The sequence below is a fragment of the Rhizobium sp. S163 genome (assembly GCF_030380805.1).
Lineage (GTDB): Bacteria > Pseudomonadota > Alphaproteobacteria > Rhizobiales > Rhizobiaceae > Rhizobium.
The window spans coordinates 247337-273456 of the sequence record NZ_JAUDSA010000018.1; the positions used below are offsets into that span (position 1 = coordinate 247337).

27 protein-coding genes and 1 pseudogene are annotated in these 26120 nt (G+C 59.6%); 14 read left to right on the plus strand and 14 right to left on the minus strand.

Annotation, left to right across the window (positions count from 1 at the left end; genetic code table 11):
• The first annotated feature begins 205 nt into the window (after positions 1–205).
• A complete protein-coding gene (locus tag QTL96_RS16745) occupies positions 206–712 on the plus strand; it encodes an HPP family protein (RefSeq protein WP_018899318.1) in 507 nt (168 codons plus the stop codon).
• A gap of 15 nt (positions 713–727) precedes the next feature.
• Here QTL96_RS16745 and QTL96_RS16750 read toward each other — a convergent pair whose 3' ends face one another.
• The 5 genes from QTL96_RS16750 to QTL96_RS16770 all read right to left on the minus strand — a co-directional run bounded on the left by QTL96_RS16750 (position 728) and on the right by QTL96_RS16770 (position 5684).
• The gene (locus QTL96_RS16750; RefSeq protein ID WP_289728488.1) at positions 728–2017 is read right to left on the minus strand and encodes an RsmB/NOP family class I SAM-dependent RNA methyltransferase; all 1290 of its coding nucleotides are present in this window, start codon (positions 2015–2017) and stop codon (positions 728–730) included.
• 161 nt (positions 2018–2178) lie between these two features.
• Positions 2179–2541: a septal ring lytic transglycosylase RlpA family protein gene (locus QTL96_RS16755; protein WP_026283154.1), complete on the minus strand. Its 363-nt coding sequence runs from the start codon at positions 2539–2541 to the stop codon at positions 2179–2181.
• A gap of 406 nt (positions 2542–2947) precedes the next feature.
• A complete protein-coding gene (locus QTL96_RS16760) occupies positions 2948–3820 on the minus strand; it encodes an SDR family oxidoreductase (RefSeq protein ID WP_289728489.1) in 873 nt (290 codons plus the stop codon).
• On the minus strand, positions 3820–4980 hold the full coding sequence (gene queG, locus QTL96_RS16765) for a tRNA epoxyqueuosine(34) reductase QueG (protein ID WP_289728490.1): 1161 nt from the start codon (positions 4978–4980) through the stop codon (positions 3820–3822). Before queG ends, QTL96_RS16760 begins: the two co-directional genes overlap by 1 nt.
• A gap of 11 nt (positions 4981–4991) precedes the next feature.
• Positions 4992–5684, minus strand: coding sequence for a glutathione S-transferase family protein (locus QTL96_RS16770; protein ID WP_047506891.1), 693 nt, complete (start codon positions 5682–5684; stop codon positions 4992–4994).
• Between the two features lie 282 nt (positions 5685–5966).
• Between QTL96_RS16770 and QTL96_RS16775 the strand changes: the two genes are divergently transcribed.
• Positions 5967–6764, plus strand: a complete 798-nt coding sequence (locus QTL96_RS16775) for an undecaprenyl-diphosphate phosphatase (protein ID WP_047506892.1) — start codon at positions 5967–5969, stop codon at positions 6762–6764.
• Positions 6765–6825: 61 nt separating this feature from the next.
• Here the strand turns inward: QTL96_RS16775 and QTL96_RS16780 are convergent, their stop codons facing one another.
• From QTL96_RS16780 to dnaN, 7 genes are all read right to left on the minus strand, one after another.
• Entirely contained in the window at positions 6826–6975 is a 150-nt protein-coding gene (locus QTL96_RS16780) for a hypothetical protein (protein ID WP_018899325.1), read from the minus strand.
• Between the two features lie 283 nt (positions 6976–7258).
• Positions 7259–8239, minus strand: a complete 981-nt coding sequence (locus QTL96_RS16785) for a complex I NDUFA9 subunit family protein (RefSeq protein ID WP_289728491.1) — start codon at positions 8237–8239, stop codon at positions 7259–7261.
• Positions 8240–8348: 109 nt separating this feature from the next.
• Positions 8349–8636, minus strand: coding sequence for a DUF1330 domain-containing protein (locus QTL96_RS16790; RefSeq protein WP_112820396.1), 288 nt, complete (start codon positions 8634–8636; stop codon positions 8349–8351).
• Positions 8637–8665: 29 nt separating this feature from the next.
• Positions 8666–9373, minus strand: coding sequence for an orotidine-5'-phosphate decarboxylase (pyrF, locus tag QTL96_RS16795; RefSeq protein WP_289728492.1), 708 nt, complete (start codon positions 9371–9373; stop codon positions 8666–8668).
• A 1-nt stretch (position 9374) separates the two neighbouring features.
• Positions 9375–9962, minus strand: coding sequence for a histidine phosphatase family protein (locus tag QTL96_RS16800; protein WP_289728493.1), 588 nt, complete (start codon positions 9960–9962; stop codon positions 9375–9377).
• Position 9963: 1 nt separating this feature from the next.
• The gene (pmtA, locus tag QTL96_RS16805; protein WP_289728494.1) at positions 9964–10560 is read right to left on the minus strand and encodes a phospholipid N-methyltransferase PmtA; all 597 of its coding nucleotides are present in this window, start codon (positions 10558–10560) and stop codon (positions 9964–9966) included.
• A gap of 109 nt (positions 10561–10669) precedes the next feature.
• Entirely contained in the window at positions 10670–11788 is a 1119-nt protein-coding gene (gene dnaN / locus QTL96_RS16810; RefSeq protein WP_026283155.1) for a DNA polymerase III subunit beta, read from the minus strand.
• 423 nt (positions 11789–12211) lie between these two features.
• Here dnaN and rsmI point away from each other — a divergent pair, with 423 nt between their 5' ends.
• From rsmI to QTL96_RS16860, 10 genes and pseudogenes are all read left to right on the plus strand, one after another.
• Positions 12212–13072, plus strand: a complete 861-nt coding sequence (gene rsmI / locus QTL96_RS16815) for a 16S rRNA (cytidine(1402)-2'-O)-methyltransferase (RefSeq protein ID WP_051110797.1) — start codon at positions 12212–12214, stop codon at positions 13070–13072.
• Positions 13062–13445 (plus strand): YraN family protein, encoded by a 384-nt coding sequence (locus QTL96_RS16820; RefSeq protein WP_289728495.1) that lies wholly within the window; start codon positions 13062–13064, stop codon positions 13443–13445. Before rsmI ends, QTL96_RS16820 begins: the two co-directional genes overlap by 11 nt.
• Before the next feature lie 123 nt (positions 13446–13568).
• Positions 13569–14897, plus strand: a complete 1329-nt coding sequence (gene ugpB, locus QTL96_RS16825) for a sn-glycerol-3-phosphate ABC transporter substrate-binding protein UgpB (RefSeq protein WP_112981618.1) — start codon at positions 13569–13571, stop codon at positions 14895–14897.
• A 66-nt stretch (positions 14898–14963) separates the two neighbouring features.
• Entirely contained in the window at positions 14964–15848 is an 885-nt protein-coding gene (gene ugpA, locus QTL96_RS16830) for a sn-glycerol-3-phosphate ABC transporter permease UgpA (protein ID WP_047506911.1), read from the plus strand.
• A gap of 14 nt (positions 15849–15862) precedes the next feature.
• On the plus strand, positions 15863–16711 hold the full coding sequence (gene ugpE, locus QTL96_RS16835; protein WP_018899335.1) for a sn-glycerol-3-phosphate ABC transporter permease UgpE: 849 nt from the start codon (positions 15863–15865) through the stop codon (positions 16709–16711).
• A 2-nt stretch (positions 16712–16713) separates the two neighbouring features.
• Positions 16714–17817 (plus strand): sn-glycerol-3-phosphate import ATP-binding protein UgpC, encoded by a 1104-nt coding sequence (locus tag QTL96_RS16840; RefSeq protein WP_289728496.1) that lies wholly within the window; start codon positions 16714–16716, stop codon positions 17815–17817.
• Between the two features lie 149 nt (positions 17818–17966).
• Positions 17967–18455, plus strand: coding sequence for a cupin domain-containing protein (locus QTL96_RS16845; protein ID WP_289729136.1), 489 nt, complete (start codon positions 17967–17969; stop codon positions 18453–18455).
• 133 nt (positions 18456–18588) lie between these two features.
• A complete protein-coding gene (gene gshB, locus QTL96_RS16850) occupies positions 18589–19536 on the plus strand; it encodes a glutathione synthase (protein ID WP_289728497.1) in 948 nt (315 codons plus the stop codon).
• 315 nt (positions 19537–19851) lie between these two features.
• Positions 19852–20493, plus strand: a pseudogene (locus tag QTL96_RS16855) (magnesium chelatase domain-containing protein); the annotation flags it as partial.
• An 85-nt stretch (positions 20494–20578) separates the two neighbouring features.
• Complete coding sequence (locus QTL96_RS16860) at positions 20579–22363, plus strand: recombinase family protein (RefSeq protein WP_289728498.1); 1785 nt, start codon at positions 20579–20581, stop codon at positions 22361–22363.
• Here the strand turns inward: QTL96_RS16860 and QTL96_RS16865 are convergent.
• The gene (locus QTL96_RS16865; RefSeq protein ID WP_289729137.1) at positions 22360–22626 is read right to left on the minus strand and encodes a helix-turn-helix transcriptional regulator; all 267 of its coding nucleotides are present in this window, start codon (positions 22624–22626) and stop codon (positions 22360–22362) included. The two genes, QTL96_RS16860 and QTL96_RS16865, sit on opposite strands and share 4 nt — an antisense overlap.
• Before the next feature lie 249 nt (positions 22627–22875).
• Between QTL96_RS16865 and QTL96_RS16870 the strand changes: the two genes are divergently transcribed.
• A complete protein-coding gene (locus QTL96_RS16870; protein WP_289728499.1) occupies positions 22876–23520 on the plus strand; it encodes a hypothetical protein in 645 nt (214 codons plus the stop codon).
• A 43-nt stretch (positions 23521–23563) separates the two neighbouring features.
• On the opposite strand, the gene QTL96_RS16875 is transcribed toward QTL96_RS16870, so the two are convergent.
• Positions 23564–23836: a hypothetical protein gene (locus QTL96_RS16875; protein ID WP_289728500.1), complete on the minus strand. Its 273-nt coding sequence runs from the start codon at positions 23834–23836 to the stop codon at positions 23564–23566.
• Between the two features lie 221 nt (positions 23837–24057).
• On the opposite strand from QTL96_RS16875, the gene QTL96_RS16880 reads away from it, so the two are divergent.
• A complete protein-coding gene (locus tag QTL96_RS16880) occupies positions 24058–26109 on the plus strand; it encodes an AAA family ATPase (RefSeq protein WP_289728501.1) in 2052 nt (683 codons plus the stop codon).
• The last annotated feature ends 11 nt before the right edge of the window (positions 26110–26120 follow it).

A 26120-nucleotide genomic window follows, 5' to 3' on the forward strand; every position in this document is an offset into this window, starting at 1 on the left:
TCTCCTGTGACGGGCGTGCTTTATAAGGCCCGGCGAAAATGTCTTCGCCCAAAAGCAAACTGGTGTCAAACACTCTAGTTTGGAATGGTTTTAAGGAAGGAAATGCGCCGAAAGGCCGTCAAATCGAAATCGAATTGCTTGGAAAATGGGCGATATATGAGTAATCACTGTGCAACTGCATAAACACTGTCCGGATTGACCGCGTATGCGCCGACACATCAAGCATTTCACCCATCGCCATGAACCGAAGGGTACTGTCCACCTCCATCTGAAATCCGGCATCGGCGCCATGATCGGCATGGCCTCTGTCGGCGCGCTGACCGTATTTACCGGCATTCCGCTGCTGATCGCGCCCTTTGGCGCCACGGCGGTGCTGATCTTCGGCCAGCCGAAGAGCCCGCTCGCGCAGCCGGCCAACGTCATCGGCGGCTACCTTCTGGCGGCGCTGATCGGCGGCCTCGCGGTCTTCCTGTTTCCGGGTCTCTGGTGGGTCGGCGCGATCGCCGTCGGGTTGACCATCGCCGGCATGCTGATGCTGCGCGTTACCCATCCGCCGGCGGGCGCCGTGCCGCTGGTGGCCTTCGGCTCGCATATGGGCGGGCCGATGCTGTTTCTGATCGTCGGTTTCGGCAGCGCGCTGTTGATCGCGATCGCCGTGCTGCATCACCTGATCCCGCCGCGGCATCAATATCCGCTGCGGGCCCCGCACTGATCTCGGCTTTTTGAATTAGGCCTTGCGCTTCATCCGGCAGAAGAAGAAGCCATCAGTGTCAGTTGACGCGGGCGTCAGCGTGATGGTCTGTCCGTCCGACGAGCGCGGATGCGGGCTGTCCTTGCCGAACAGCTGATCCCAGCCCTCTATCGCACCCGAAATCTCGAACGCGGGATTGGCGGCGGTAAACGCGCGCACCTGTTCCTCGTTCTCCTGCGGCAGCACCGAGCAGGTCACATAGATGAGTTCGCCGCCGGGGCGCACATAGGCACTCGCTTGGCTCAGCGCGTCCTGTTGCTGCGCGGTGCGCTCGTCGAGGTTCTTGGGCGTAAGGCGCCATTTCGTGTCCGGGCGTCGGCGCCATGTGCCGGTTCCCGTGCAGGGCGCATCGACCAGCACCTTGTCGCAGCGATCCTCGAGGTTCTTCAGTGCCTTCGGATTGTCGTGAACCTGAACGTTTCGGGTGCCGGCGCGCTTCAGCCGCTCAATGATCGGCGCCAGCCGCTTGCGGTCGGCGTCATAGGCGTGAACCTGGCCCTTGTTGTGCATGGCAGCCGACATGGCGAGCGTCTTGCCGCCGCCGCCGGCGCAGTAGTCGAGCACCTGCTCGCCATCCTGCGGCAGCACGAGATCGGCGACGATCTGCGATCCCTCGTCCTGAACCTCGAACCAGCCTTTTTGGAACGAAAGCTCCGCTGTCACGTTGGGAAGACGGGAGGCTCCTTCGCCAGCGGCAATCCGGATGCCGTAGCGTGCTATGCTAGCCTCCTGCGCGCCTGATCTTTCGAGCGCCTTGACGGCCTTTTCGCGGGTGGCCTTCAGGATGTTCGCACGAAGATCGAGCGTCGGCCGCTCGGCGAGCGCCTGTGCTTCCCTCAGCCAGGTATCGCCGAAGGATTTTTCGAAGGTGGGCTGTATCCATTCCGGGATATCGCCCTGAATATGGGAAGGAGCGTCCTTGAGATCACGGGAGTGAAAGGCCGAAAGCGTTGCCTCGGAGAGTGCTGCCGGCGCGAACTTGTCATCTACAAGCTCGGCTGCAAGCGTCTCGGGCGTAAAGCCCCACTGGCGGAACATGACGGCATGGGCAATCGCCGATGCGCTGTCGTCATCCATCAGCCAGGCGTGCGAGAGGCGCATGCGAAGCGCGTCGTAGACGATGTTGCCGATTGCGGCGCGATCGCCGGAACCGGCGAACCGATGCGCGAGCCCCCAATCCTTGAGGGCATCGGCGACAGGCCGTCTGCGGGCATCGATGTCTTCAAGAACCGAAATCGCCCCTTCGAGCCTACCGCCCAATCGCATTCACAACGCTCCTATTGCCTGGATCAATGCCGGACCTTCAAGGGCCGGCGGCTTGTGAACGATCCGCAGGAAGCGCGACAGACGCAGCGGATGGTACACAAGTCTCAACCGCGTGGTATCCGCGATTGGCGGCAAGAGCAAGCGGTGCCTTATATCAGGCGTTAGCCGATGACTTCGTAGCAGACCTTGGCGGTGCCGGTGCTGACCATGCCGATGTTGCTGGCGGCGGCACGGGAAAGATCGAGAACGCGGCCGCGGATGAAAGGACCGCGATCGTTGATGCGCACGACGACGCTGCGGCCGTTGTTGCGGTTGGTGACCTTGACCTTGGTGCCGAAGGCGAGCGAGCGGTGCGCGGCAGTATTGATGGTCGGGTTCATGCGTTCGCCGGAAGCGGTTTTGGAGTGAAGTGCGTACCACGACGCGCCACCGCAACCGTTTGCAGCAAAGCCTTCCATCGGAAGGATCGTAGAACAGGCTGCTATAGTTGTGACGGCGATAATAGAACGGCAGATTTTCTTCAAAACGGGGTGTCCCTCAACTGTTAAACCTACGCCTTGTGGGCGGCGGGGGCTTAAACCGGTCGAAAAGTGGCAGAAAAGTGCCCCGAATGATCACGGAATGTTACCTACTGAAATATATGTGATGAGCCGGCAAAATGATTCGAACCGTCGTCAAGCGGTTTCGAATGAAAAAAGCGCAATTGAATCAAGTAAAATTAGAACTTTTTTTGCTGGAAGCCGTTCACGACTCCCGCGATCACAAAAATCACGAAAATAATTTTGCGCGGGCGTCATAATTCTTGCCCCATTTGGGCAATTTCCAAGGCTTCCGCCCAAATTTTGCGCCAAATTTTAACGAAATATGCCTGGAGTAGGAATTTCCTACCAATTCATCTGGTGCAATATAGCGATATCAGGGGCGTCTAAGTCAGCCGCGCCAGCGCTCGTTCTGCAACAACTGCGCGAGTGATTGCGGGTAGGTGGGGAAGGCGAAGGTGAAGCCGGCGGCCTTCAGCTTGGCGTTCGAAACGCGCTTGTTCTCGCCATAGAAGGAGCGCGCCATCGGCGTCAGTTCGGCGGTCTCGAAGGCCTGTTCCGGCGGCGGCTCGACATCCATGAGGCGGGCCGCTTCTACGATGACATCCTGCGGTGGGCCGGGGCGGTCGTCGGTCACATTATAGATGCCGCCAAGCTTGCGGTCCGAGAGGAACCGCGCGCTGGCGCCGATATCCTCGACGCGGATGCGGTTGAACACCTGATCCTTCTTGATCAGCCTTCTTGCCGTGCCGCGCGCCAGATTGACGAAGGCGTTGCGGCCAGGCCCGTAAATGCCGGAAAGGCGCAGCACCGCCGCGGGAATGCCGATCCGCTCGCCGATCGCAATCCACGCCGCCTCCGCCTCCAGCCGCTCCTTGGAGCGTCCCGAAACCGGAACGCACGGCGTCTCCTCGCTCACCCAATTGCCCTTGTGGTCGCCATAGACACCAACCGTCGAGAGATAGCCAATCCAGGAGAGTTCGGGCATGAGCGTCTCGATGCGCTCGCCGGCGAGCTTCAGCACAGGATCGCCCGCCTCGCGTGGCGCGATCGATTGCACCAGGTGCGTGGCCGAGCGCATGGCATCCACAAGCGTCGCATCGAGCGTCTCGCCGTCGAACACGAAAGCCTCGATGCCCTCGGCTCGCAGCGCCGCTGCTTTCTCTTCAGAGCGCGTCGTGCCGGAAACGCGAAAACCCTCGGCCATGAACGCCTTGGCGATTGCCGTGCCGGAATAGCCGCAACCGAAAATCACAAGATGCATCACGCCGCTCCCGCCAGTCTCCATTCGTTCAGCACATCGCTGTCCGACTCATCCTGAGGCCTTTGTGCAGCAAAGCGCTGGAATTCGCCAGCCTCCATCAGCCGCGACAGCGCCCATATCGCCATGGCGCGGACGACAGGCGAGGCGTCGGCGGCAAGAGAAAGGCAGGCATCGAGGAACCGGCGGTCGCCGGAATTGCCGGCCGCGATCAACACATTGCGCACGAAGCGGTCGCGGCCGATGCGTTTGACCGGGGAGCCGCTGAAGAAGCTGCGGAAACTGGGATCGTCGAGCGCAAGCAGCTCCGCGATATCCGGCTCCTGCAGATCCTCGCGCGCCTTCAGTTTCATTTCGGAAGCAGCACTGGCGAACTTGTTCCAGGGACAGGCGGCGAGACAGTCGTCGCAGCCATAGATGCGGTTGCCGATCAGCGGCCGGATGGCGGGATCGATCGGCCCCTTGTGTTCGATCGTCAGATAGGAAATGCAGCGCCGCGCGTCGATCTGATAAGGCGCCGGGAAGGCTGCCGTCGGGCAGGCGTCGAGACAGGCCCGGCACGAGCCGCAATGATCGATCTCGGGCGTGTCGATCAAGAGGTCGGCGGTGGTGAACATCGAGCCGAGAAACAGCCAGGAGCCATGCGCGCGGCTGACGAGATTGGTGTGCTTGCCCTGCCAGCCAAGCCCGGCCGCGGCCGCCAGCGGCTTTTCCATGACGGGGGCCGTATCGACGAACACTTTCACATCTTCGCCGGCGCGCGCCGCAAAACGCGTGGCGATCTCCTTCAGCCGGCCCTTGATGATGTCGTGATAATCGCGGTTGCGCGCATAGACCGAGATCGCCGCCTTGTCCGGCTTCTCAAGAATGCCGCGCGGGTCTTCCTCGGGCCCGTAATTCATCGCGAAGACGACGACCGATTTCACGTCGCTCCACAGCGTGCGCGGATCGCCGCGCCGCTCGCGCGTCTCGGCCATCCACTCCATCGTTCCGTGCCTGCCGGCATCGATGAACTCACCGAGGCGATCCTTAGCTTCGGGAATGCTGTCCGGCAGCGTGATCCGACAGAGATCGAAGCCGAGCGCCTGCGCTTCCGCCTTGACGAAGGCGGTCAGCGTCATCAGGCGTTTGTCTTCCTTGGTCTGTGCGGATCGTTCGGGCATGAGAGGCCCCGTCAGAAATCCAGGTCGGCGTAGTGCGAAACAGGGGTCAGGCCGCGCACGCGCTCGGTGAGCAGCGGGCGGAAGGACGGGCGCGACTTGATGCGCTGGTACCATTCCTTGACGAGCGGCGATTCCGTCCAGTCGATCTCGCCGAGATAGTCGAGAATGGAGACGGAAGAGGCAGCCGCCAGATCGGCATAGCTCATCCGGTCACCCGCCAGCCACTGGCGCGAGCCGGAGAGCCACGTCAGATACTTCATGTGCTGGCGGATATTGGCGCGTGCCGTGCGCAGGATCTTCGAATCCGGTGCGCCACCGCCCTGATCGGCCGTCATCTGCAGCTTGTAGACGCGCTCGCGGGCAAGCGGCCGGGTGACGTCGGTTTCCATCTTGACCATGAACCACTCGGTCAGCCGCCGGATTTCGGCGCGCTGGAACGGATCCTCGGCGAGCAGTCGGCGATCGCGCTTCAGCACACCGTGCGTCTCGTCGAGATATTCGGAGATCACGGTGGACCCACAGAGCGCGCGCATGCTGTCGTCGACATAGACGGGCAGCGTGCCGGCCGGGTTGAGCGCCAGGAAGTCCCGGCGCTTCTCCCAGGTCTGCTCTTCGATCAGGTCTGCCTGATAGCCGTACTCCGTCAGGATCAACCGGACGAAGCGTGATGCGGATGACATGGGGTGATGATAGAGCGTGGGCATCGAGACTCGGATTTTTGGATGGCTGGGGGTGCACGTCGCATGGACGCGATGATTATAGCGCCCTAGTCATGACTCATTCGTTGAAGCTATAGAAGTTTGGCCCCTCCAACACAAGCGAGTCGGGCCGCCCGAAACCCTGACGAAGGAAATCGACCTCGCCCAAAAATCGCCGACAACCGATCAGAGGTTCTCGTCGCATCCTCGTCTGGTGAAAATTGGTGTCGTTCCCCCAGCGGCACAACACAATTCCCGTCTGACCGAACCCCGAAACGGAGACAATTGATGGATTACATAAACGCGATAATCCTAGGCATAGTCGAAGGCATTACCGAGTTTCTACCGATTTCAAGCACCGGCCACCTCATCATTGCGGAGCAATGGCTCGGCCACCGGTCTGATCTTTTCAACATCGTCATTCAGGCCGGCGCCATCCTCGCCGTCACCATCATCTACTGGCGCCGTATCATGACGCTTTTGCTTGGTTGGCAGGATCCCGAAAACCGCTCCTATCTCTTCAAGCTGATCCTCGCCTTCCTGATCACCGCCGTCCTCGGCCTGATCGTCAAGAAGCTCGGCTTCGAGCTGCCGAGCACGGCCACGCCGATCGCCTGGGCGCTGATCATCGGCGGTATCTGGATGATGGTCGCCGAATGGCTCGCCGCCCGCCGTCCGCCGCACAAGGAGATCACCTGGCTGGTCGCCATCCTGGTTGGTATCGCGCAGGTCGTCGCCGGCGTTTTTCCGGGCACCTCGCGTTCGGCATCGACAATCTTTGTCGCCATGCTCGCCGGCACGGGCAACCGCGCGGCGGCCACGGAATTCGCGTTCCTGGTCGGTATCCCGACGATGTATGCGGCAAGCGCCTATGAATTGCTGAAGACGTTCAAGGATGGTGGCGCGGCCAATGAAGACTGGACCGCTCTCGGCATCGCCTTCGTCGTGTCGACGATCGTTGCCTTCGTCGCCGTCAAATGGCTGCTCTCTTATATCCAGAGCAACAAGTTCACGGCTTTCGCGATCTACCGCATCATTCTCGGCGCCATCCTGCTGGGCATGGCATCGGTCGGTATGATCGCCTGATCGGGAAGCAAAGCTTCCCAACCAAAAAAAGAAACCGGCGTCTTGGGGCGCCGGTTTTTCTTTACCTGAGTGCTGCGGTTTCGCAGGGGTCGACGCCGTAGGCCGGCGAGCATTCGCCCTTCACGGCAGCGACCGAACCGGGCGCCACGAAAGAACCAGCCAGAATCACCAGCGCCGCGGAAGCAAAAAGCAGCGCAATTGACCTACCCATCGAAGTAACCTTTCAAGTCGTTTGAGCGCGCCTGTTTGAGGCGCTGAGTCCAAGCACAGACGCGCGGGGTGTGTAGTCAGAGGAATGGGAAATAGCAATAAATGTTCCTGCTAAATTTCCTGTTAATTCCGCTAAACTTTTCATGCGACTTTTATGCAACGCCCGGCGGTGCATAAACCCGCAAAAGCTGATGGTTCAGCCTGTTTTTTAACCCCTGCCTCGAAACGCGCAACGCCGCCAGCGGGTCCGCGGGCGGCGTTGTCGTTAAGAAAATCGGCGTGGATCAGGCAGCCTTGCCGCTGTTCGTATACTGGCCCTGCGGGCGGAACTGCACGAGGTAGCCATCGATGACGGAGCTTACCATCGTCGGCGCAATGCCGAGGTCCCGCAGCGTCCGTCCTTCGGTTTCGGCTTCCTTGGAAACGACGTTGTCCTTCTTCAGAAGCTTCACCTGATCGGCGGTGATCGGCGGGGCGATCAGCGGGATCATGGAGGCAACGCTGCCGATCAGCGAGGCAACGCCGAAGGGAAGCGAGACCAGCGGGTTGGTGCGCGCGGTCGACTTCAGCACCGCTTCGAGACACTGGCGGAAGGTCAGCACTTCCGGGCCGCCGAGTTCGTAGATCTTGCCGCCGGCAACCTTGCCTTCGACAGCCTTGGCCACGGCCTCGGCGACGTCCATGACGTAGACCGGCTGCAGCTTCGTCTTGCCGCCGCCGATCAGCGGCAGAAACGGTGCCGAGCGCGCCATGCCGGCGAACTTGTTGAAGAAGCCGTCTTCCGGACCGAACACGATCGACGGACGGTAGATGATGGCGTCGGGCGCGATCGAGTGGATCGCGGCTTCGGCGCGGCCCTTGGTGCGTGCGTAGGACGAATCGGAGTTGGCGTTGGCGCCGATCGCCGAGATGTGGACCAGCTTGGCGCCGACGCCGCGCGCGGCTTCGGCCACGGCACGACCGCCGAATTCCTGGACGGCCTCAAACGAGTTGCGGCCGCTTTCAAACAGGATGCCGACACAGTTGACGACGTAGGACGCACCTTCGACGGCGCGGTCGACCGACTGGCGGTAGCGCAGGTTGGCCTGCACGAAGGAGATCTGGCCGACATTGCCGAGCGGCTGCAGGAAGCCGGCGAGATCGGGGCGGCGCACGGCAACCCGGATGCGGTAGCCGCGCTTGGCCAGCGCGCGTACGACGTGCCTGCCAACGAAGCCGGAGCCTCCGAACACGGTGACGAGTGGCGGCAGGTTGGCAAGGGTCATGGCAGGTTCCTCGGAAGGCTGATGTGATTGGCGGGTGATCTCGTCTTAGCCCAATCAGGGTGCGACGAAAAGACCTATCGCACCACGCTTGCCACGACTTTGATCTGCCTCAAACGCCTTCGACGACAACCATTTCCGCGTCGGCCACTTCCTGGCGGATCTTGGCGGCGATCTGGTATTCAGGCGAGTTGTAGCAATCCACCGCATGCTGCATCGACGGGAACTCGATGACGACGTTGCGCGCCCGCGCCTTGCCCTCGAGCTCGGTCAACGCGCCGCCGCGGGCGAGGAAATTGGCGCCGTATTTCTCGAAGGCCGGCTTGGCGGCGGCGACATAATCCTTGTAGCGCTCGGTATCGCGCACATCTACGCGAGCGATCCAGTATCCCTTGGCCATGGTGTCTCCTCCTGGTTTATGTCGTAGGATCAGCGATTGGCGGGCCAGAGCGCGCTGACCATCTCGTCGAGAATGGCCTTGGCCGCGACCTTCGGCTCCGGCGCCTTGACGATCGGGCGGCCGACGACGAGATGCGTCGAGCCGGCCTTCAGCGCGTCATAGGGCGTCATCACACGCTTCTGGTCGCCGCGCTCGCTGCCGCTTGGGCGAATGCCTGGTGTAACGATCGCCATGCCTGGGCCGACGACTTCGCGCACGACAGCAGATTCCTCGGCCGAGCAGACGATGCCGCCCATGCCGGCTTCGCGCGCCTGTTCGGCGCGGCGCAGCACCAGCGAGCGGGGATCGCCGCTGTAGCCGGCCTCGGTGAGGTCGGCCTCGTCCATCGAGGTCAGCACCGTGACGCCAAGCAGGCAGAGGCCCGAGCCCTTGGCTGCCTCGACGGCGGCGCGCATCGCCTTCGGATAGGCGTGCAGCGTCAGCATCGACATGCCCATCTTGGCGATGTTTTCGACGCCCGAGGCGACCGTGTTGTCGATGTCGAGCAGCTTCATGTCGAGGAAGACTTTCTTGCCGTCCTTGGCAAGGTCGCGGGCGAATTCCAATCCGCCGGCAAACACCAACTGGTAGCCGATCTTGTAGAAGGAGACCGTATCGCCGAGCGTCGCGACCATCTTTTCGGCTTCACCGAGTGTTGGAACATCCAGTCCGATGATCAACCGTTCGCGCGCGTCCATCTCACATCCATCCCTGCCAGTCTTCGATAGGCGTCCAGTCGCATGATAGGCGCCGATCCGCAAGACGGAAACAATAGAGATTGCCGCCGCCACCGGGCTGGTCGCGATCCCGCCCGATCGGCCGGCCTTCAAGGTGACACTTCAGAAGCGTCCCCACGCCGCCATGGCCGACGAATGCGATCGGCAGACTGGTATCGTGCGTGGAGAGAATGCGCTCGACGTTGGATACGATCCGCAGCTGTGCATCGATCGCCCGCTCCCATCCGTTGAAGCTCTTCTCCGGATTGGCGAAGAACCAGTCCGCCGCCTTCTCGAATTCTGATGGAGGCAGGAAGCCGGTCGCGGAGCGGTCGTTCTCGTGCATCTCCTCGACGATCTCGACGGAAACGCCCGAGGGCGCAGCCAGAATGGCGGCCGTCTCGATCGCCTTGGTCTCGTCGCTGCTGACGATACGTCGCAATTGCGACGCCCATGGGTTATCCGCCGCCAGCCGCGCGCGTGCGGCGCCGACATCCGACAAGCCCCATTTGGGCACCGGAACGGCGGCGTCGATCTTCACTTGCGGGTGGGTGATGTAGAGACCGAACACTTCAGCCTCGGCGGTAGATCCAGAGCTGCGCCGGCGGAATGTTGCGGACGATGAAGTCGAAGTGCTGGATATGGTAGCGCTCCGGTCGCGCGATGATCGGCGAAACCGGGCCGTAAGAAATCTGCACGAAGGGGCGTCCAGCCGGCAGCCGGTCCAGTACGCTTTCCAGCATGGCGATGCGCGCCTGCATCGGGAAGTTCAAAAGCGGCACGGCGGAAACGACGCTGTCGAATTTCTGCCCATCCATATGGGCCAGCGTCTTGTCGAGATTGAAGGCGTCGCCGTTGATGACGTTCACGCCGGGATAGAGCCGCACCAGATGTTCGTAGAAGTCGGTCGAATATTCGATGGCGACGAGGTTTTCAGGCTTCACGCCACGCTGCAGGATGGCCTTGGTGATGGCGCCGGTGCCGGGCCCGAGTTCGAGAACCGGCAGGCCGGAGTTCGGGTTGATGACGCTTGCCATCTTCTTCGCCGTGATCGACGACGTCGGCACGATCGAGCCGACGGTCTTCGGCCCCTGCATCATCCCCTTGAAAAACCGGATCTCCTCGTCGAATTTCTTGCCCAGCCGTTCCTTGAGGCGCAAGCCACCCATGCCGTTCTCCTTCGTGCAGCACATGCTGCATGCTTATGTGCAGGCAATACGGCGCTAAAACAAGGCAGAGCGTCGCAATTGACAAAGTTTGAACGGCAAATGCGACGCGCTACACGCGCATCGGCATCAGCACGTAAAGGGCGTCGTCGCCGGCGGTGTCGCGAATGAGCGTCGGCGAGCCGGCGTCGGCAAGAAGGAAGATCGCCTGATCGCCGGAAAGCTGCGCGGTGATATCGAGCAGGTATTTGGCGTTGAAGCCGATTTCCATGGCGTCGGTGTCGTAGCCGACGGCCACTTCTTCCGTGGCGCTGCCCGAATCCGGGTTGTTGACGGTGAGCAGCAACTGTCCGTCCGAAAGCGCCAGCTTCACGGCGCGGCCGCGTTCCGACGAGATGGTCGAGACGCGGTCGACGGCCTGCGCGAAGCTCGTGCAATCGACGCGCATTTCCTTGTCGTTGCCGGTCGGGATGACGCGCTGGTAATCGGGGAAGGTGCCGTCGATCAGCTTCGAGGTCATGACGATCGAGCCGATGGAAAGGCGGATCTTGGCGTCGGAAACTTCGACCGTGACCATCGCTTCCGGATTGTCGACCAGCTTCTGCAGTTCGCCGACCGTCTTGCGCGGAATGATGATGCCAGGCATGCCCTCGGAGCCCGAGGGAGCGTTGACGTCGGCGCGCGCCAGGCGGTGGCCGTCGGTGGCGACGGCGCGCAGCTTCAGATCGCCTTCGCTTTCGATCGTGTGGAAGAAGATGCCGTTCAGATAGTAGCGGGTCTCTTCCGTCGAGATCGCGAACTGGGTGCGATCGATCAACATCTTCAGATCCGTCGCCTTCAGCTTGAAGGTGTGCGTGAAGGTGCCGGCCGTGAGATCCGGGAAGTCGGATTCCGGCAGGCACTGCAGCGAGAACTTCGAACGACCGGACTGAACCGTCATCGAGCCGCCATCCTGGCTGGTGGCGAGCAGAACTTCCGAGCCGTCGGAAAGCTTGCGCACGATGTCGTAGAGAAGATGGGCGGGAACCGTGGTGGCGCCGGGCTGCTCAACGTTGGCGGGCGTGGCTTCCGTCACTTCCAGATCGAGGTCGGTCGCCTTCATGTCGAGGTTCTGGCCATCGGCGCGCAGCAGGATGTTCGACAGGATCGGGATCGTGTTGCGGCGTTCAACCACGCGGTGAACGTGGTTCAGCGACTTCAAAAGGTTGGACCGCTCAATAGTAATACGCATGGGATGCTACCGCTTTCGACCGTTACTGCCCGGGCGCGCTTGAACGCGCCTGAATAATGCCTTTCCCAAAAGCTGGGATCGGAGGATTGGACGCGCAAAATGGCAGAATTTTGCGGATGAATGCAAGAGGGGCGAGAGCGTGCGTTCGCGCAATTGCCGATTTCGCTGCAGATGCTCACAGAAATCGCCGGACTTGCCCCCAGCTAGCCCCAGACCCGCCCCTAACTCGCCCCAACTGGCCCCGGAAATGCCCCGGACTGGCCCCGCGCTGACCGAGGCGCCGCCTCTGGCAGCTCCGCGCCCCCTTGCCGAAGAGAAAGGTGTCGCCCATAAAGGCCGGAAGCCAGAAAGGGCAGACATATCTTGAGCAATGACGACGCGACGACAGAGGGCGGCAGGCAGCGCAGCTTCCGCCTGCACAACATGGCCGTTCCCGCCCGCCCGCAGGAGCCCGGCCTCTATCTCGTCGCGACGCCGATCGGCAATCTCGGCGACATAACGCTGCGCGCGCTGGAAACGCTCGCCGGTGCTGATGTCCTCGCCTGCGAGGATACCCGCGTCACCCGCGTGCTGCTCGATCGCTACGGCATCCAGAACCGCCCCTACGCCTATCATGAGCACAATGCCGACGAGGCCGGACCTCGCCTGCTTGCCGCGCTCGAGGCGGGGAAATCCGTGGCGCTGGTCTCCGATGCCGGCACCCCGCTGGTCTCCGACCCCGGTTATCGCCTCGCGCAATCGGCGATCGAAGCCGGCTATCGGGTGATCCCGATCCCCGGCGCCTCGGCGCCGCTGGCAGCGCTTGTCGGCTCCGGCCTTCCGAACGATGCCTTCCTCTTTGCCGGTTTCCTGCCCACCAAGGACAAGGCCCGCCGCGATCGCCTGTCTGAATTCGCCGCCACGCCTGCGACGCTGATGTTCTTCGAATCCCCGCACCGCATCGGCGCCACGCTCATTGCCGCCGCCGACGTTCTCGGCGGTGATCGCCCGGCTTCCGTCTGCCGCGAGCTCACCAAGAGCTACGAGGAGTTCCGCCGGGGCACGCTCGCAGAGCTCGCCGCTCACTATGCCGATGTCGACAACGTCAAAGGCGAGATCGTCCTCGTCATCGGCCCGGCACCGGAGCGCGCCATCGAGGAGACGGATATCGACGCTATCTTGGCCGATCTCTCGCAAACGCTTCCGACCGCCAAGGCGGCCGCCGAGGCCGCCCGCATCACCGGTCTCCCCCGCAAGGAGCTCTATCAGCGCCTTCTCGACCGAAAGGCGGGCGATGTCAGGTAACGACGCTACGGACCCGCATCAGAAGGGTCTTCGCCGCAAGGCACTGCGTCGGGGTCATGTCTCCGAATACATCGCCGCTTTCTATCTCATTCTCAAAGGCTACCGCATCGTCGCGCTGCGCTATCGCACGCGGCTCGGCGAGATCGACATCATCGCCCGCAAGGGCGACCTGGCAATCTTCGTCGAGGTGAAGGCGCGTCGCGACGAGGGCGCGGCCGTCGATGCCGTCTCGCATCTCGCGCAAACCCGCATCCGCGGCGCCAGCGATCTCTGGCTCGCCCGCCAGCGCGACCAGGCCCGCCTGTCTCAACGCTACGACATCGTCGCCATCTTGCCCGGGCGATGGCCGGTCCATTTGCGCGATGCGTTCTGATTGCTTTCGTTAGCTGAGTAAATTCTTCGGAATTTGTAATCGGCGCGTCACAAAACTGTTAAGGAGGCGTCACAATAGGCCTCTATTGCGTCCTCACGCCAACAACGGTGGAGAGGGTTTTTCATGTTTAAGTCGATTTCATTGGCCGCTGCTGCGGTTGCTTTGTCCGCTTCCGCGTCCTTCGCTGCAACAGAAGTGACCTGGTGGCACGCCATGGGTGGCGAGCTTGGCAAGAAGCTCGAGGAAGTTGCCCAGAAGTTCAACGACAGCCAGAGCGAATACAAGATCGTTCCTGTTTACAAGGGCACCTATCCCGAGACGCTGACGGCCGCTATCGCCGCTTTCCGCGCCGGCCAGCAGCCCGCCATCGTTCAGGTTTTCGAAGTCGGCACCGGCACCATGATGGCCGCCAAGGGCGCCGTCTACCCGGTCTACCAGCTGATGAAGGACGAGGGTGAGCCTTGGGATCCGTCGAAGTTCCTGGCGCCTGTCGTCGGCTACTATTCCGACGCTGAGGGCAACATCCTGTCGATGCCGTTCAACTCGTCGACCCCGATCCTCTACTACAACAAGGACGTCTTCAAGAAGGCCGGCCTTGATCCTGAAGTCGCTCCGAAGACCTGGGCCGAGCTTGCCGAAATGGGCAAGAAGATCGTCTCCTCCGGCGCTGCCAAGTGCGGCTTCACTATGTCCTACGGCGCGACCTGGGTTGGCCTGGAAAACTACTCCGCCATCCAGAACCTGCCTTACGGCACCCAGCAGAACGGCTTCGGCGGCATGAACGCCGAGTTCACCTTCAATGGTCCGAACCAGGCCAAGTTCTGGGATCACCTGAAGACCTGGCAGGATGAAGGCGTCTACAAGTACGGCGGCCCGAGCGCCGGTGCCGACGCTGCTCCGCTCTTCTATTCGCAGCAGTGCGCAGCCTACATGAACTCGTCCGCTTCGCGCGCCGGCGTCATCAACAACGCCAAGGACTTCAAGGTCGGCTTCGCGCCGATGCCTTACGACGACACGGTCACCCAGGATCCGAAGAACTCGATCATCGGCGGCGCAACGCTGTGGGTTCTGAACGGTCAGAAGGACAAGGCTGTCTACAAGGGCGCCGCCAAGTTCTTCACCTACCTGTCGCAGCCTGAAGTCCAGGCAGATTGGCACCAGTTCACCGGCTACCTGCCGATCACCAATGCTGCTTACGAGCTTGGTCAGAAGCAGGGCTACTACGAAAAGAACGCCGGTTCTGACATCGCCATCAAGCAGATCATGCGCGGCACGCCGTCCGAAAACTCCAAGGGCGTTCGCTTCGGCAACCTGACGCAGATCCGCGACGTCATCGACCAGCAGTTCGAAGCCGTTCTCAACGGCAAGAAGACCGGTCAGGAAGCGCTCGACGAAGCCGCAAAGCAGGGCAATGCCAAGCTGCGCGAATTCGAAGCCGCGAATTCCAACTAAGGGTCGCTCCCTCCGTCAGCCCTCTCCGGCCCGTCCGGGGAGGGCATTTTCCTTGAGGGGTCATGCATGCAAACCAAACGCACCGTCTTCCAAAGCCGTCTCCTGCCTTATCTCCTGATCGCACCGCAGCTGCTCATCACGATTGTCTTCTTCGTGTGGCCGGCGGTTCAGGCCGTATGGCAGTCCTTCCTGCGCCAGGATCCCTTCGGTCTGAAGGACACCTTCGTCGGTTTGGCGAACTACACGCGCTTGCTGCATGATCCGGATTATCTGAATTCGCTGACCGTCACCTTCGTCTTCTCGATCGGCGTCACCGTGCTGTCGATGGGGCTGTCGCTGCTCTTCGCGATCTGCGTCAACCGCGTGATCCGCTCGCAGCGCTTCTATACGACGCTTCTGGTCTGGCCCTATGCCGTGGCGCCGGCCGCATCCGGCCTGCTCTGGTGGTTCATGTTCAACCCCAGCGTCGGCATCATTCCCTATGTGCTGGAACATTTCGGCTACAGCTGGAACCATCGCCTGAACCCGAACAACGCAATGATCCTGATCATCATCGCCGCCGCCTGGAAGCAGATTTCCTACAATTTCCTGTTCTTCGTCGCCGGCCTGCAATCGGTCCCGCATTCGCTGACCGAAGCCGCCGCGATCGATGGCGCCGGTCCCATCAAGCGCTTCTGGACTGTGGTCTTCCCGCTGCTGTCGCCGACCACCTTCTTCCTTGCCGTCATCAACATCACCTACGCGATGTTCGACACCTTCCCGATCATCGACGCGGCCACCTCGGGCGGTCCGTCGCAATCGACCAACATCCTTGTCTACAAGGTCTATGCCGATGGTTTCGTCGGTCTCAATCTCGGCCCGTCGGCCGCGCAGTCGGTCGTGCTGATGCTGATCGTGGTCGTCCTGACCGTCGTCCAGTTCCGCTGGATCGAGCGCAAAGTGCAGTATTGAAGCGAGAACCAGCCATGGTCGAGAACCGTCCCTTCCTCAATTTCCTCACCCACTTCGTGCTGATCATCGGGATCGGCATGGTGGTGTTTCCCGTCTACCTCGCCTTCATCGCCTCGACACGCGGTCCCTCGGACTTCTTGACCGGCGTCGTGCCGATGACGCCGGGCCACCAGATGCTGGAGAACTACGGCGTGCTGCTCGGCACCGGCGCATCCAACGCCGGCGCACCGCCGTTCCTCCTGATGCTCGGCAACAGCCTGGCGATGGCTATCCTGGTGGCGATCGGCAAGATCGCTATTTCGATCATCTCGGCCTTCGCCATCGTCTATTTCCGTTTTCCCTTCCGCACGGTCGCCTTCTGGATCATCTTCATGACGCTGATGCTCCCCATCGAGGTGCGCATCTTGCCGACCTACAAGGTCGTCGCCGATCTCGGCATGCTGAACTCCTATTCCGGCCTCGTCATTCCCGTCATCGCGTCGGCAACCGCCACCTTCCTGTTCCGGCAGTTCTTCCTGACGGTTCCTGAAGAGATGATGGAAGCGGCGCGCGTCGATGGCGCCGGTCCGATGAAGTTCTTCTGGGATATTCTGCTGCCGCTGTCGCGCACCAATATCGCGGCACTCTTCATCATCATGTTCATCTACGGCTGGAACCAATATCTCTGGCCGATGCTGATCACCACCGAACCCGGCTACTACACCGTCGTCATGGGCATCAAGCGCCTCGCCGCGGTGCTGGATGGCGACACCCAATGGAACCTTGTGATGGCAGGCGTCATCCTCGCGGCCCTGCCGCCGGTTCTGGTTATCATTTTCATGCAGCGCCTTTTCGTCAAAGGCCTGGTTGAGACGGAGAAGTAACAATGGCCTCCATCGACGTCGATAATGTCGGCAAAATCTATCACGGCGGAGTGCGCGCCGTTTCCGGCATCGAACTCAAGATTGCCGATGGCGAGTTCATCGTGCTCGTCGGTCCCTCCGGCTGCGGCAAGTCCACCCTGCTGCGCATGATCGCGGGGCTCGAGACCATCTCCGAAGGCGAGGTGAAGATCGGTGCGCGCGTCGTCAATAACGTCGAGCCCGCCGATCGCGACATCGCCATGGTCTTCCAGAACTACGCGCTCTATCCGCATATGAGCGTGCGTGAGAATCTGGAATACGGCCTGAAGAACCGCAAGACGCCGAAGGCCGAGATCGATGCGCGCGTGGCCGAGGCCGCCCGCATGCTGGAGATCAACCAGTATCTCGAGCGCAAGCCGAAGGCACTTTCCGGCGGCCAGCGCCAGCGCGTCGCCATGGGCCGCGCCATCGTCCGCAAGCCGGCCGTCTTCCTCTTCGACGAGCCTCTGTCCAACCTCGATGCCAAGCTGCGTGTCTCCATGCGCGGCGAGATCAAGCGCCTGCAGCGCCGCCTCGGCACCACCTCCATCTACGTCACCCACGACCAGCTGGAAGCGATGACGCTGGCCGACCGCCTGGTTGTGCTCAACGGCGGCAAGATCGAGCAGGTCGGTTCGCCACTCGATGTCTACCACCGCCCGGCCTCCACCTTCGTCGCCTCCTTCATCGGCTCTCCGGCCATGAATCTCCTGAAGGGCGAGCTGCACGGCGACAAGCTGGCGCTTGGGCCGAGCCTGATCGACCTTGCAGGCTGCGCTCCGACCTCGGGGGCCGTCACCGTCGGCATCCGCGCCGAGGATCTCTGCCTCGCCGGTCCCGATCAGCACGCCATGCCCGTCAGCGTCGAGTACGTCGAGGAACTCGGCGCCCAGCGGCTGGTCCACGGCCTGCTCGGCGATCAGCCGATCACCGCGGTGCTGGCGCCCGATATCGACATTCCCGCCGAACTGCGCCTGACCATCGCGCCGGAAAAGCTGCATTTCTTCGCGGCCGACACAGGCAAGCGCATCGTCGCCGCCGACACCGATGGCGCATCCAAGCCCGCCATGGCTGCCCAGCCCGCGTGAAGACAGCGCCCGCTCTTTGGCGGGCGTGCATTATCGTGACACTCGTTACAACTTTAGCGAATGTCTGAACGGGTCCGTCAGGACTCCCTGATATCTCCCACTTTAGGGGATAGTGTACTCAGGGGGTTCTGGTGGCATCACTGCATCTTATGTTCGCGAGCGCGATGGCCTTGGCCGCCCGCTCCATGCCCGATATCGTGGTATTGCCGCGCGGCAAATCTTTCGTCGCGCATTCGAGCGATCTCATCGCCATGAAGTCGACGCCGATCAATCCTGATTGGATTGTCGCCGGTGACCCGCAGGCGCGCACCGGTGAGCACTCGCGCGGCCACGACGACGCCGCACTGACGGCGATCTGGGACTGCACGGCAGGCGAATTCCGCTGGTTCTTCGGCTGGGACGAAACGGTGATGATCCTTGAGGGCGAGGTTCACATCACCGCCGACGACGGCACCGAGCGCGTGCTTCGCGCCGGCGACGTCGCCTTCTTCGCCGGCGGCACATGGGCCAGCTGGCGGGTCGACAATTACGTCCGCAAGGTCGCCTTCCTGCGCAAGCCCTTCCCGAAGCCGGTGGCGCTCGCCTATCGCCTGCGCAACCTGCTGCGCGGCAACGGCCAGCAGGGCATCGCGGCCTGAAACAAGGCCTGAATTGAAGCCTGAAGGGAACGCCGGCCAATTGCGCCGGCGCACCGCACAAAAGCCGTCCATTGACCGTTGCGTTCGCGCCCTCTGCGGCCTACATCTGTCCGGCAATCGCTAAGGGACAGAAATGGCCAAGATCAAGAACGTAGCGGTCCAGATGGACCATGTCGCCTCCATCAACATCGCGGGCGACTCCACCTTCGCCATGAGCCTCGAGGCGCAGACCCGCGGCTACAAGCTCTTCCACTATACGCCCGACCGCCTGAGCTTCCTCGATGGCAAGCTCTACGCTTCCGTCGAGCCGATGACGCTGCGCGACATCAAGGGCGACCATTTCGATCTCGGCGCGCCCGAGCGCGTCGACCTGTCGACCATGGATGTGATCCTGCTCCGCCAGGACCCGCCCTTCGACATGTCCTACATCACCTCGACGCATCTCTTGGAGCGCATCCACCCGAAGACGCTTGTCGTCAACGACCCGGCCTGGGTGCGCAATTCGCCGGAGAAGATCTTCGTCACCGAATTCTCCGACCTGATGCCGCGGACGCTGATCACCAAGGATTCCGCCGAAATCCGCCGCTTCCGCGACGAGATGGGCGACATCATACTGAAGCCGCTCTACGGCAATGGCGGCGCCGGCGTCTTCCATTCGACCAAGGACGACCGCAACCTCTCCTCGCTGCTCGAAATGTTCGGCCAGCTCTTCCGCGAACCCTACATCGCCCAGCAGTATCTGCCTGACGTGCGCAAGGGCGACAAGCGCATCATCCTCGTCGACGGCGAACCGGTCGGCGCCATCAACCGCGTTCCGGCCGAGCACGACAGCCGCTCCAACATGCATGTAGGCGGCCGCGCCGAGGCGACCGAGCTCACCGCACGCGAAAAGGAAATCTGCGCCCGCATCGGCCCCGCCTTGCGCGAACGCGGCTTCCTGTTGGTCGGCATCGACGTCATCGGCGACTACATGACCGAGATCAACGTCACCTCACCGACCGGCATCCGCGAAGTCAAGAAATTCGGCGGCGCCGACATCGCCAGCCTCTTGTGGGACGCGATCGAGCGCAAGCGCGCGTAAGGCCGGCTACGGGGCGGGCGGCGACGCCGCCCCACGCTCGACCGTCATGCTCGGCCTTGTGCCGAGCATCTGCTGAGCATCCAACTTGCTCGACCTGAGTGGATAGCTTGCACCCCGCCGATAGCAAGCCCTCCCCACCTTTGTTCCACCTATACAACCCACCACAACCGCACCACAGCGATGGCGCGCAATTGTTCATTTGTTGTTCTTGTTTCATTCCAATTTCTATGCCAGATTGCAATCCGCGACCATGATGGGTCGCGATTTCAGGTGCAAGGGGTTGCACCATAGGGGATCTGGGCCAAGGGGTTGGGCATGGTGGCGCGCGTCAGCACGGTTGCATTCCAGGGCATAGAAGGGGTTCCGGTCGAGGTCCAGGTCATGGTCGCGCCCGGCAAGCTGATCACCCAGATCGTCGGCCTGCCCGACAAGGCGGTGGCCGAAAGCCGCGAGCGGGTGCATGCGGCACTCCACGCCTCCGGCTTGGCGCTCCCCGCCAAGCGCATCACCGTCAACCTCGCGCCCGCCGATCTTCCCAAGGAAGGCAGTCACTTCGACCTTCCGATCGCGCTCGGCCTGATGGCGGCCCTCGGCGCGATTCCGGCCGATGCGCTCTCGGGCTATGTCGTCATCGGCGAACTCAATCTCGACGGCACGATCGCCGCCGTCACCGGCGCGCTACCGGCCGCGATCGGCGCCAATGCCATGGGCAAGGGCCTTATCTGCCCGGCCGAAAGCGGCCCCGAGGCCGCCTGGGCCGGCGCCGAGCTCGATATCCTGGCGCCCCGCAGCCTGATCGCGCTCGCCAATCATTTCCGCGGCACCCAGGTGCTCTCGCGTCCCGAGCCGTCGATCCGCGCCACCGCCGCCAATCTGCCCGATCTCGCCGACATCAAGGGCCAGGAGAGCGCCAAGCGGGCGCTGGAGGTGGCGGCCGCCGGCGGGCACAATCTGTTGATATCGTGTACCATTAGTGGGATTTAATTGGTCACAATATCAGGATATTGTGTACTATTAAATGAAACTAGTTTAGTAGCATTCCATGGATCTGGCTTCTGATGAACGACCGCTGGCTTTCTCTTACGTGAGAATGTCGACTGCAACGCAGCTAAAGGGCGACAGCCTGCGAAGGCAGACCGATGCTTCTCGCCAATATGCCGAGGACAATGGACTGCGGCTCGTAGAAGAGTTGGAGGACATAGGGGTCTCTGCTTTCCGAGGAAGCAATTCGAAAAGCGGTCGGCTAGCTGGATTTCTAAAAGCGCTTGACGAGCATGACATACCGCAGGGGTCATTTCTGCTTGTTGAATCGCTGGACCGGCTAAGCAGAGAGCGAATCCACGACGCACTAGAGCAGTTCCTGAGCATATTGAAAAAAGGGGTCAACATCGTGACCCTGCTTGATAAACAGGTCTACATGTCGGGCAAGCTGGACGTTAACCAGCTTCTTGTTTCGCTAATTTTCATGAGCCGAGCGAATGAGGAATCAGAAACAAAAAGCAGAAGGTTAACTGCGGCTTGGAATGCAAAACGACAACGAATTGCCACTCAGAAGTTAACTCGCCTTTGCCCTGCGTGGATGGAGTTGGCAGCCGATAGGTCGCACTACATTTTAGACGACCGTAAAGCGAGTGTCGTCAAGAGGATCTTCGATGATGCGGCTAATGGGGAAGGAAGCTACTCGATTACCAGAGCACTTAACCGAGATGGTATTCCTCCGTTTGGAAGATCCAACTTCTGGATCAAGTCGTACGTCACAAAGATACTCACAAACCGAGCAGTTCTCGGTGAATATCAGCCACACAGACTGATCGACGGAAAAAGAGTCGCTGAGGGTGATCCGGTGCACGGATATTTTCCTCGTGTTGTGGATGATGAGCTGTTTTACAGTGTGCAATCGTTCCGACAAATACGAGCGGTTGGCGGTGGTGGCCGGCGAGGTCCCGCCGACTTAAATCTTTTCAAAAACGTAGCTGTCTGTTTTTATTGCAGCTCGCCAATGCACTTTTTCAACAAGGGGAAAGGATCCAAGGGAGGAAATTATCTCCGTTGCTCTGGCGCCGAGTCTGGATCGGGATGCTGCTCGGTAGCGTGGAGATATGAGAATTTTGAACAGTCCTTTTTGTTCTTTTGCCGGGAAATCGACCTCTTAGAAATTGCACAGAATACGCAACAAAAAGAGCAAAAAGGCCGGAGGCAGGCACAAGTCGCAAAACTTCATACGGAGATATCGGACCGTGAGCTGCAGATGCAAAAGGTATTCTCGCTTACGCAACAAGCCACCTCATCCGCCACGTATGTAGCGGGTCAGCTCGATAAGTTGCAAAATGAGATTCGCCAAAGGCAGGATGAGATTGCAGAGCTGACAGCATCACGTGACGATCAGGCAGATCATATAGAAGTTGACCCTGATGAATTCGCCCGGCTTGCGAGAATGATCAGCGATCCCGCAGTACAGGAACGGGGAAATCTGAGATCCCTCCTAAGGAGCAAGATCTTGCGAATGGTAGATTACCTGCGGCTTGCTCCCGACGGCGGTCGACACAACATGGCTTGGACGAAGCCGATAAGCATTGACGATCTTCCTACTTCTCCCAACGAATACGACGACTTTAAAAAGGTCGGGAGTATGTTGATTGAAGCGAAGGTTGCCGAGCCGTTCTTTCAAGTCGGCTTTGCAGGAGACGTCCACCGGACGGTGCGGGTCAGCAGCGCCAATCCACTCCAATATACCAATATTCTTGAGAAAGACGGCGCCATCAGTTGGATGCAATCTTCCGGAGAGGAAAGGATCACGCTTAAAAATGCAGATCCTTCAGAGGACTAGCTCTGCTTTTTCCGCCTTCCAGCTCTCAGCGGCATCGGTGGAGACTCCCCTTCATCTGGCAGCCTGAATAAATCTGCGATTGTTACGTTTAGTGCCAATGCGATTTGTTCGATTGTGCTGATCGTAACGTTTTCTCTGCCTCGCTCTACTCGCCCAAGGTAAGCACGATCAACTTGCGCCTCAAGCGCAAGTGCCTCCTGAGACAATCGCCTTTCGACACGACGCTTTCTCAAGTTCCAACCAAGGGTTTCTCTTGCATCCATGCCCCACAGAACAAAATCTGTGGTTGACAAATCCACGGACTGGTAATCTCATATTACCGAAAATTTTGCCGTTCGAGGGTTTAAATGACATCTTCTGCTTGCGATACGAGGCACACTGGTTTCGGGTTCATTAAGTGGCGGTATGTCACCCATTCCAGTGATTCTAAAGGATCCAAGGCGCTCCAGCGTTCATCCAGTAGGTCGTTCTGGCTGAGAGCCCTTTGGCATCGGAAGGGTCCAACTCTCGTCTTGAGCCTGGTTGTAATACCGGTGATAGTTGCAGTTCTCGCTGGTGCTTCGTACGAGAATCCTACGTTCAACCAACGAACACGGGGCGAGTTCGTCTCTTCCGCCAATCAAAAGCTGGAAGCCATACAACGCACCCTAAATTCAGTCGACTTGAACGGTAAGAAGACTGTGCTCAGCGATGCAGACCTAAAGGCTCTCGACGGAATTGGGCAGCGCTACATGGATTTCACGCATGTGTTGGGTGAAGGCTGCTGCTACTTATCAAGAGATGTTAAGAAGCTATTCGAACAGAACCGTGCCAATCAGGCATACAACGATCAGAACGATCCTTCAAAAGTAGCTGCGGAACGCAGAGCTTCGGATGAGCACCGACTTCGTCTTGGGTACATTCACTATCTTGCGGCAGCCCAGTGCTGGAATAACGCCGTGGAATTCGATGATGCTGAAATAAAAGGGCTTACGTTGGCGCTAAAAGAATTCAGCAACAACACTGTCTTCTCGAAGCCGGAGCGAGATAAGTTCTGGAGCAATGCCGAAGTGATCAACAAACGGAAAGGTTTGGTAAGATCGGATTGCCTTGACGCCCGAAGGTATCTGATGACAGAGTTTCCTAATGCTTTTCCAAAGCAATCCAACCCATTCTAGTTGACCCAAAGACGCCTCAGACCCCTTTGGTCAACGGCCATTTCTAATGTTCAACAATAGCGATGCTCTTTTCCAGCAATTCCATGTCAACGTCCTGCTGCCGATGAGCTTCAATTGCGTTCCGATACGCTTCAATAAACGCTGCTTTATCGACCCAGCTTTTGCTGCACACCTGCATCGGCCAGTTGTATACGTCCAATCCCTTATCTCCACGTTCGAGCAAACGGTTCGCTGCGATCTCGTAAGTTGGCGCTGGTGATCTCGACTGAAGCCCAAATTCATTCACTATCCATTGCTCGTTCTTGAAGTGTTCCAACGATCTGCTCCTTAAAAATTTACCCAGTCCTAAAGATTTAGGTAGCCCGATTTCTCCAATCAATAAACAAAACGCACGACCGGCACGGTTACTTGGCAATCTGGAATGACCTGTTTGATTTAAAAGAATATTCGGAGAATGGAGTTGAATAGGTGCGACCATAAGTGGAAGACTGATTCTGAGGATTGATATTCCATTGCGATTCTATGTTAGGGCACAGGATGTATCTGAAGACGCTGTCGATAGAGAATTTTAGGGCGATCGAGTCGATCGACGTTGAGCTTACCGAACGTATCAACGTCATTGTTGGTCCAAATGCCGTCGGAAAGACAACAATTCTTGAGGCTATCAGACTGCCTAAGGCGCTCCTTGCACCAAGAACGCAGAATGAATCGACACAAGCGCTGATCTCGATGGGGGCAGCGTCCCCGCACAATCCCCAGCAGCTCATCGCTGAGTCAATTGCGAGAGACATTTCGAAGCCGGTGCAAATCCGCTGCGGATATCAGTTGAGCGACGCTGAAATCAGGAATGTTGCGGATAGTCAGCCTCAGATGGTCACGCGACTAATTCGATCCCGAGTCGCCGATGCTCTCACACCAGCAAATTTTGCCGCTTTCTTGTCTTCTCCGGCTGGCCAAGCCACCGTACAGGATGCAACTCGGGAAGTGAGTGAGGGGATAGAGAGACTAAAGGCGCTGCGAGGAGTATGCCGCCTCGACCTCTTGATCGATTTTCGCTCCTCACAAATTTCAACTCCTGACCCAACTGGGGCAGCCATAATAGCATTCTTGGATGATAGCCTGTCGCCCGATTCCACAGTCTTCAGCTATTTTCCAGCCGATCGTGCGCTCCCGCGAGGAGAGCAGCCCATACAGCTTGGCATTCAGGATGCTGCGCAGCAGCTGGAGGCTCACAACTCGCAACCGCAGACAAAATATAACCGCCTGAAGAACACGATTTTCGGCGCGATTGTTGGAGCTGAAGAAGGACGACACTCGATTCGAGAGAACTTCGAAAGAATTTTCTCGGGTGTTCTCAAGGGGCGGGAACTGGTTGGTGCCGGAGTGAACCAGTACGGGCTGCTCACTATCAACGTCCGGGATTTGGAGTCAGGTCGAATTTTCGATATTGACGCGATGAGCAGCGGTGAAAAGGGTCTCATCCTCACATTCCTGCTGATCGAACGCACACTGGCGCAGGGCGGGGTCGCCCTGCTTGATGAACCTGAACTCCACTTGAACCCAGCTGTCTGTAAAGATTTGTTGTCGTTTATGGTCGATGCGTATGCGATCCGAAAGGACCTACAGATTATCCTTTGTTCTCACTCGCCAGAGATTTTAGCCGGATCATTTGGCCGTGAGGAATGCGCATTGTTCCACCTAGTATCTGGCAATCTGCTCAGCCGAGTCAGAAGGAGCGACGGAGAGGCGGTCTCGGAGGCACTCCGACAACTTGGAACTTCGGAAAGTGAAGGGCTTCTCTATAAGGCGACAATATTTGTTGAGGGCGAGGACGATGTCGAGCTCTTAGAATTGGGTTTCGGTTCAATTTTGAGGCAGCACAAACTCAAAGACCTGGGCGGACGCACCGAAGTCGAGAAGCAAATCAGACAACTTCAGGACGCCGAGAAAACGGGTGTGGATCTAACGCCACGGTATTTTATATTCGATAAGGATGAGGCGCCTACAAATTTGGCTAGCACGCGCAACGTCAAGGTCTTGCAATGGGATAGGCGTTGCCTGGAAAATTATTTGATAGACGTCGACATTCTCACTGCGCTGCTCAAGGACAACGATATTGTCCATGAAGCCATCAAGAATGAAGGGGAGCTCATCAAACTTTTAAAGGGATTGGCGATGAGCCATCTGGACGATGCCGTCGCCAAGGAGGTGTACGACGACATGGCGTACGATAATCCCGGCAGACGTCCTCGCGAACTCAACGGAAAAACTTTCGAAGAGGCTTCATCGGTTCTCTACAACCGGCTCGAAAACATCTCGACCCAGCTTTCCGGGCTCAATGAGCAAACTTGGAAAGCCGCCTTCGTGGAGAAATGCAAGAGGCGAAAAGAGGAGCTGTTGCCGCTCTGGGATGCTGAATGGAAAGAGCGTTGCGACGGAAAGCGGCTGTTCAAAGAGCTTCAGCAGAAAGTGAAAATGAGGATCTCCATCAGAAGTTTTAAGAGGCGGGTCATGGAGAGAATGAGAGGCGTTCCCACGACAGACAACTGGCGCGCTATCGAGGGCCTACTGAAGCAGCTTCTCGCTTAGCTGTCATGGTC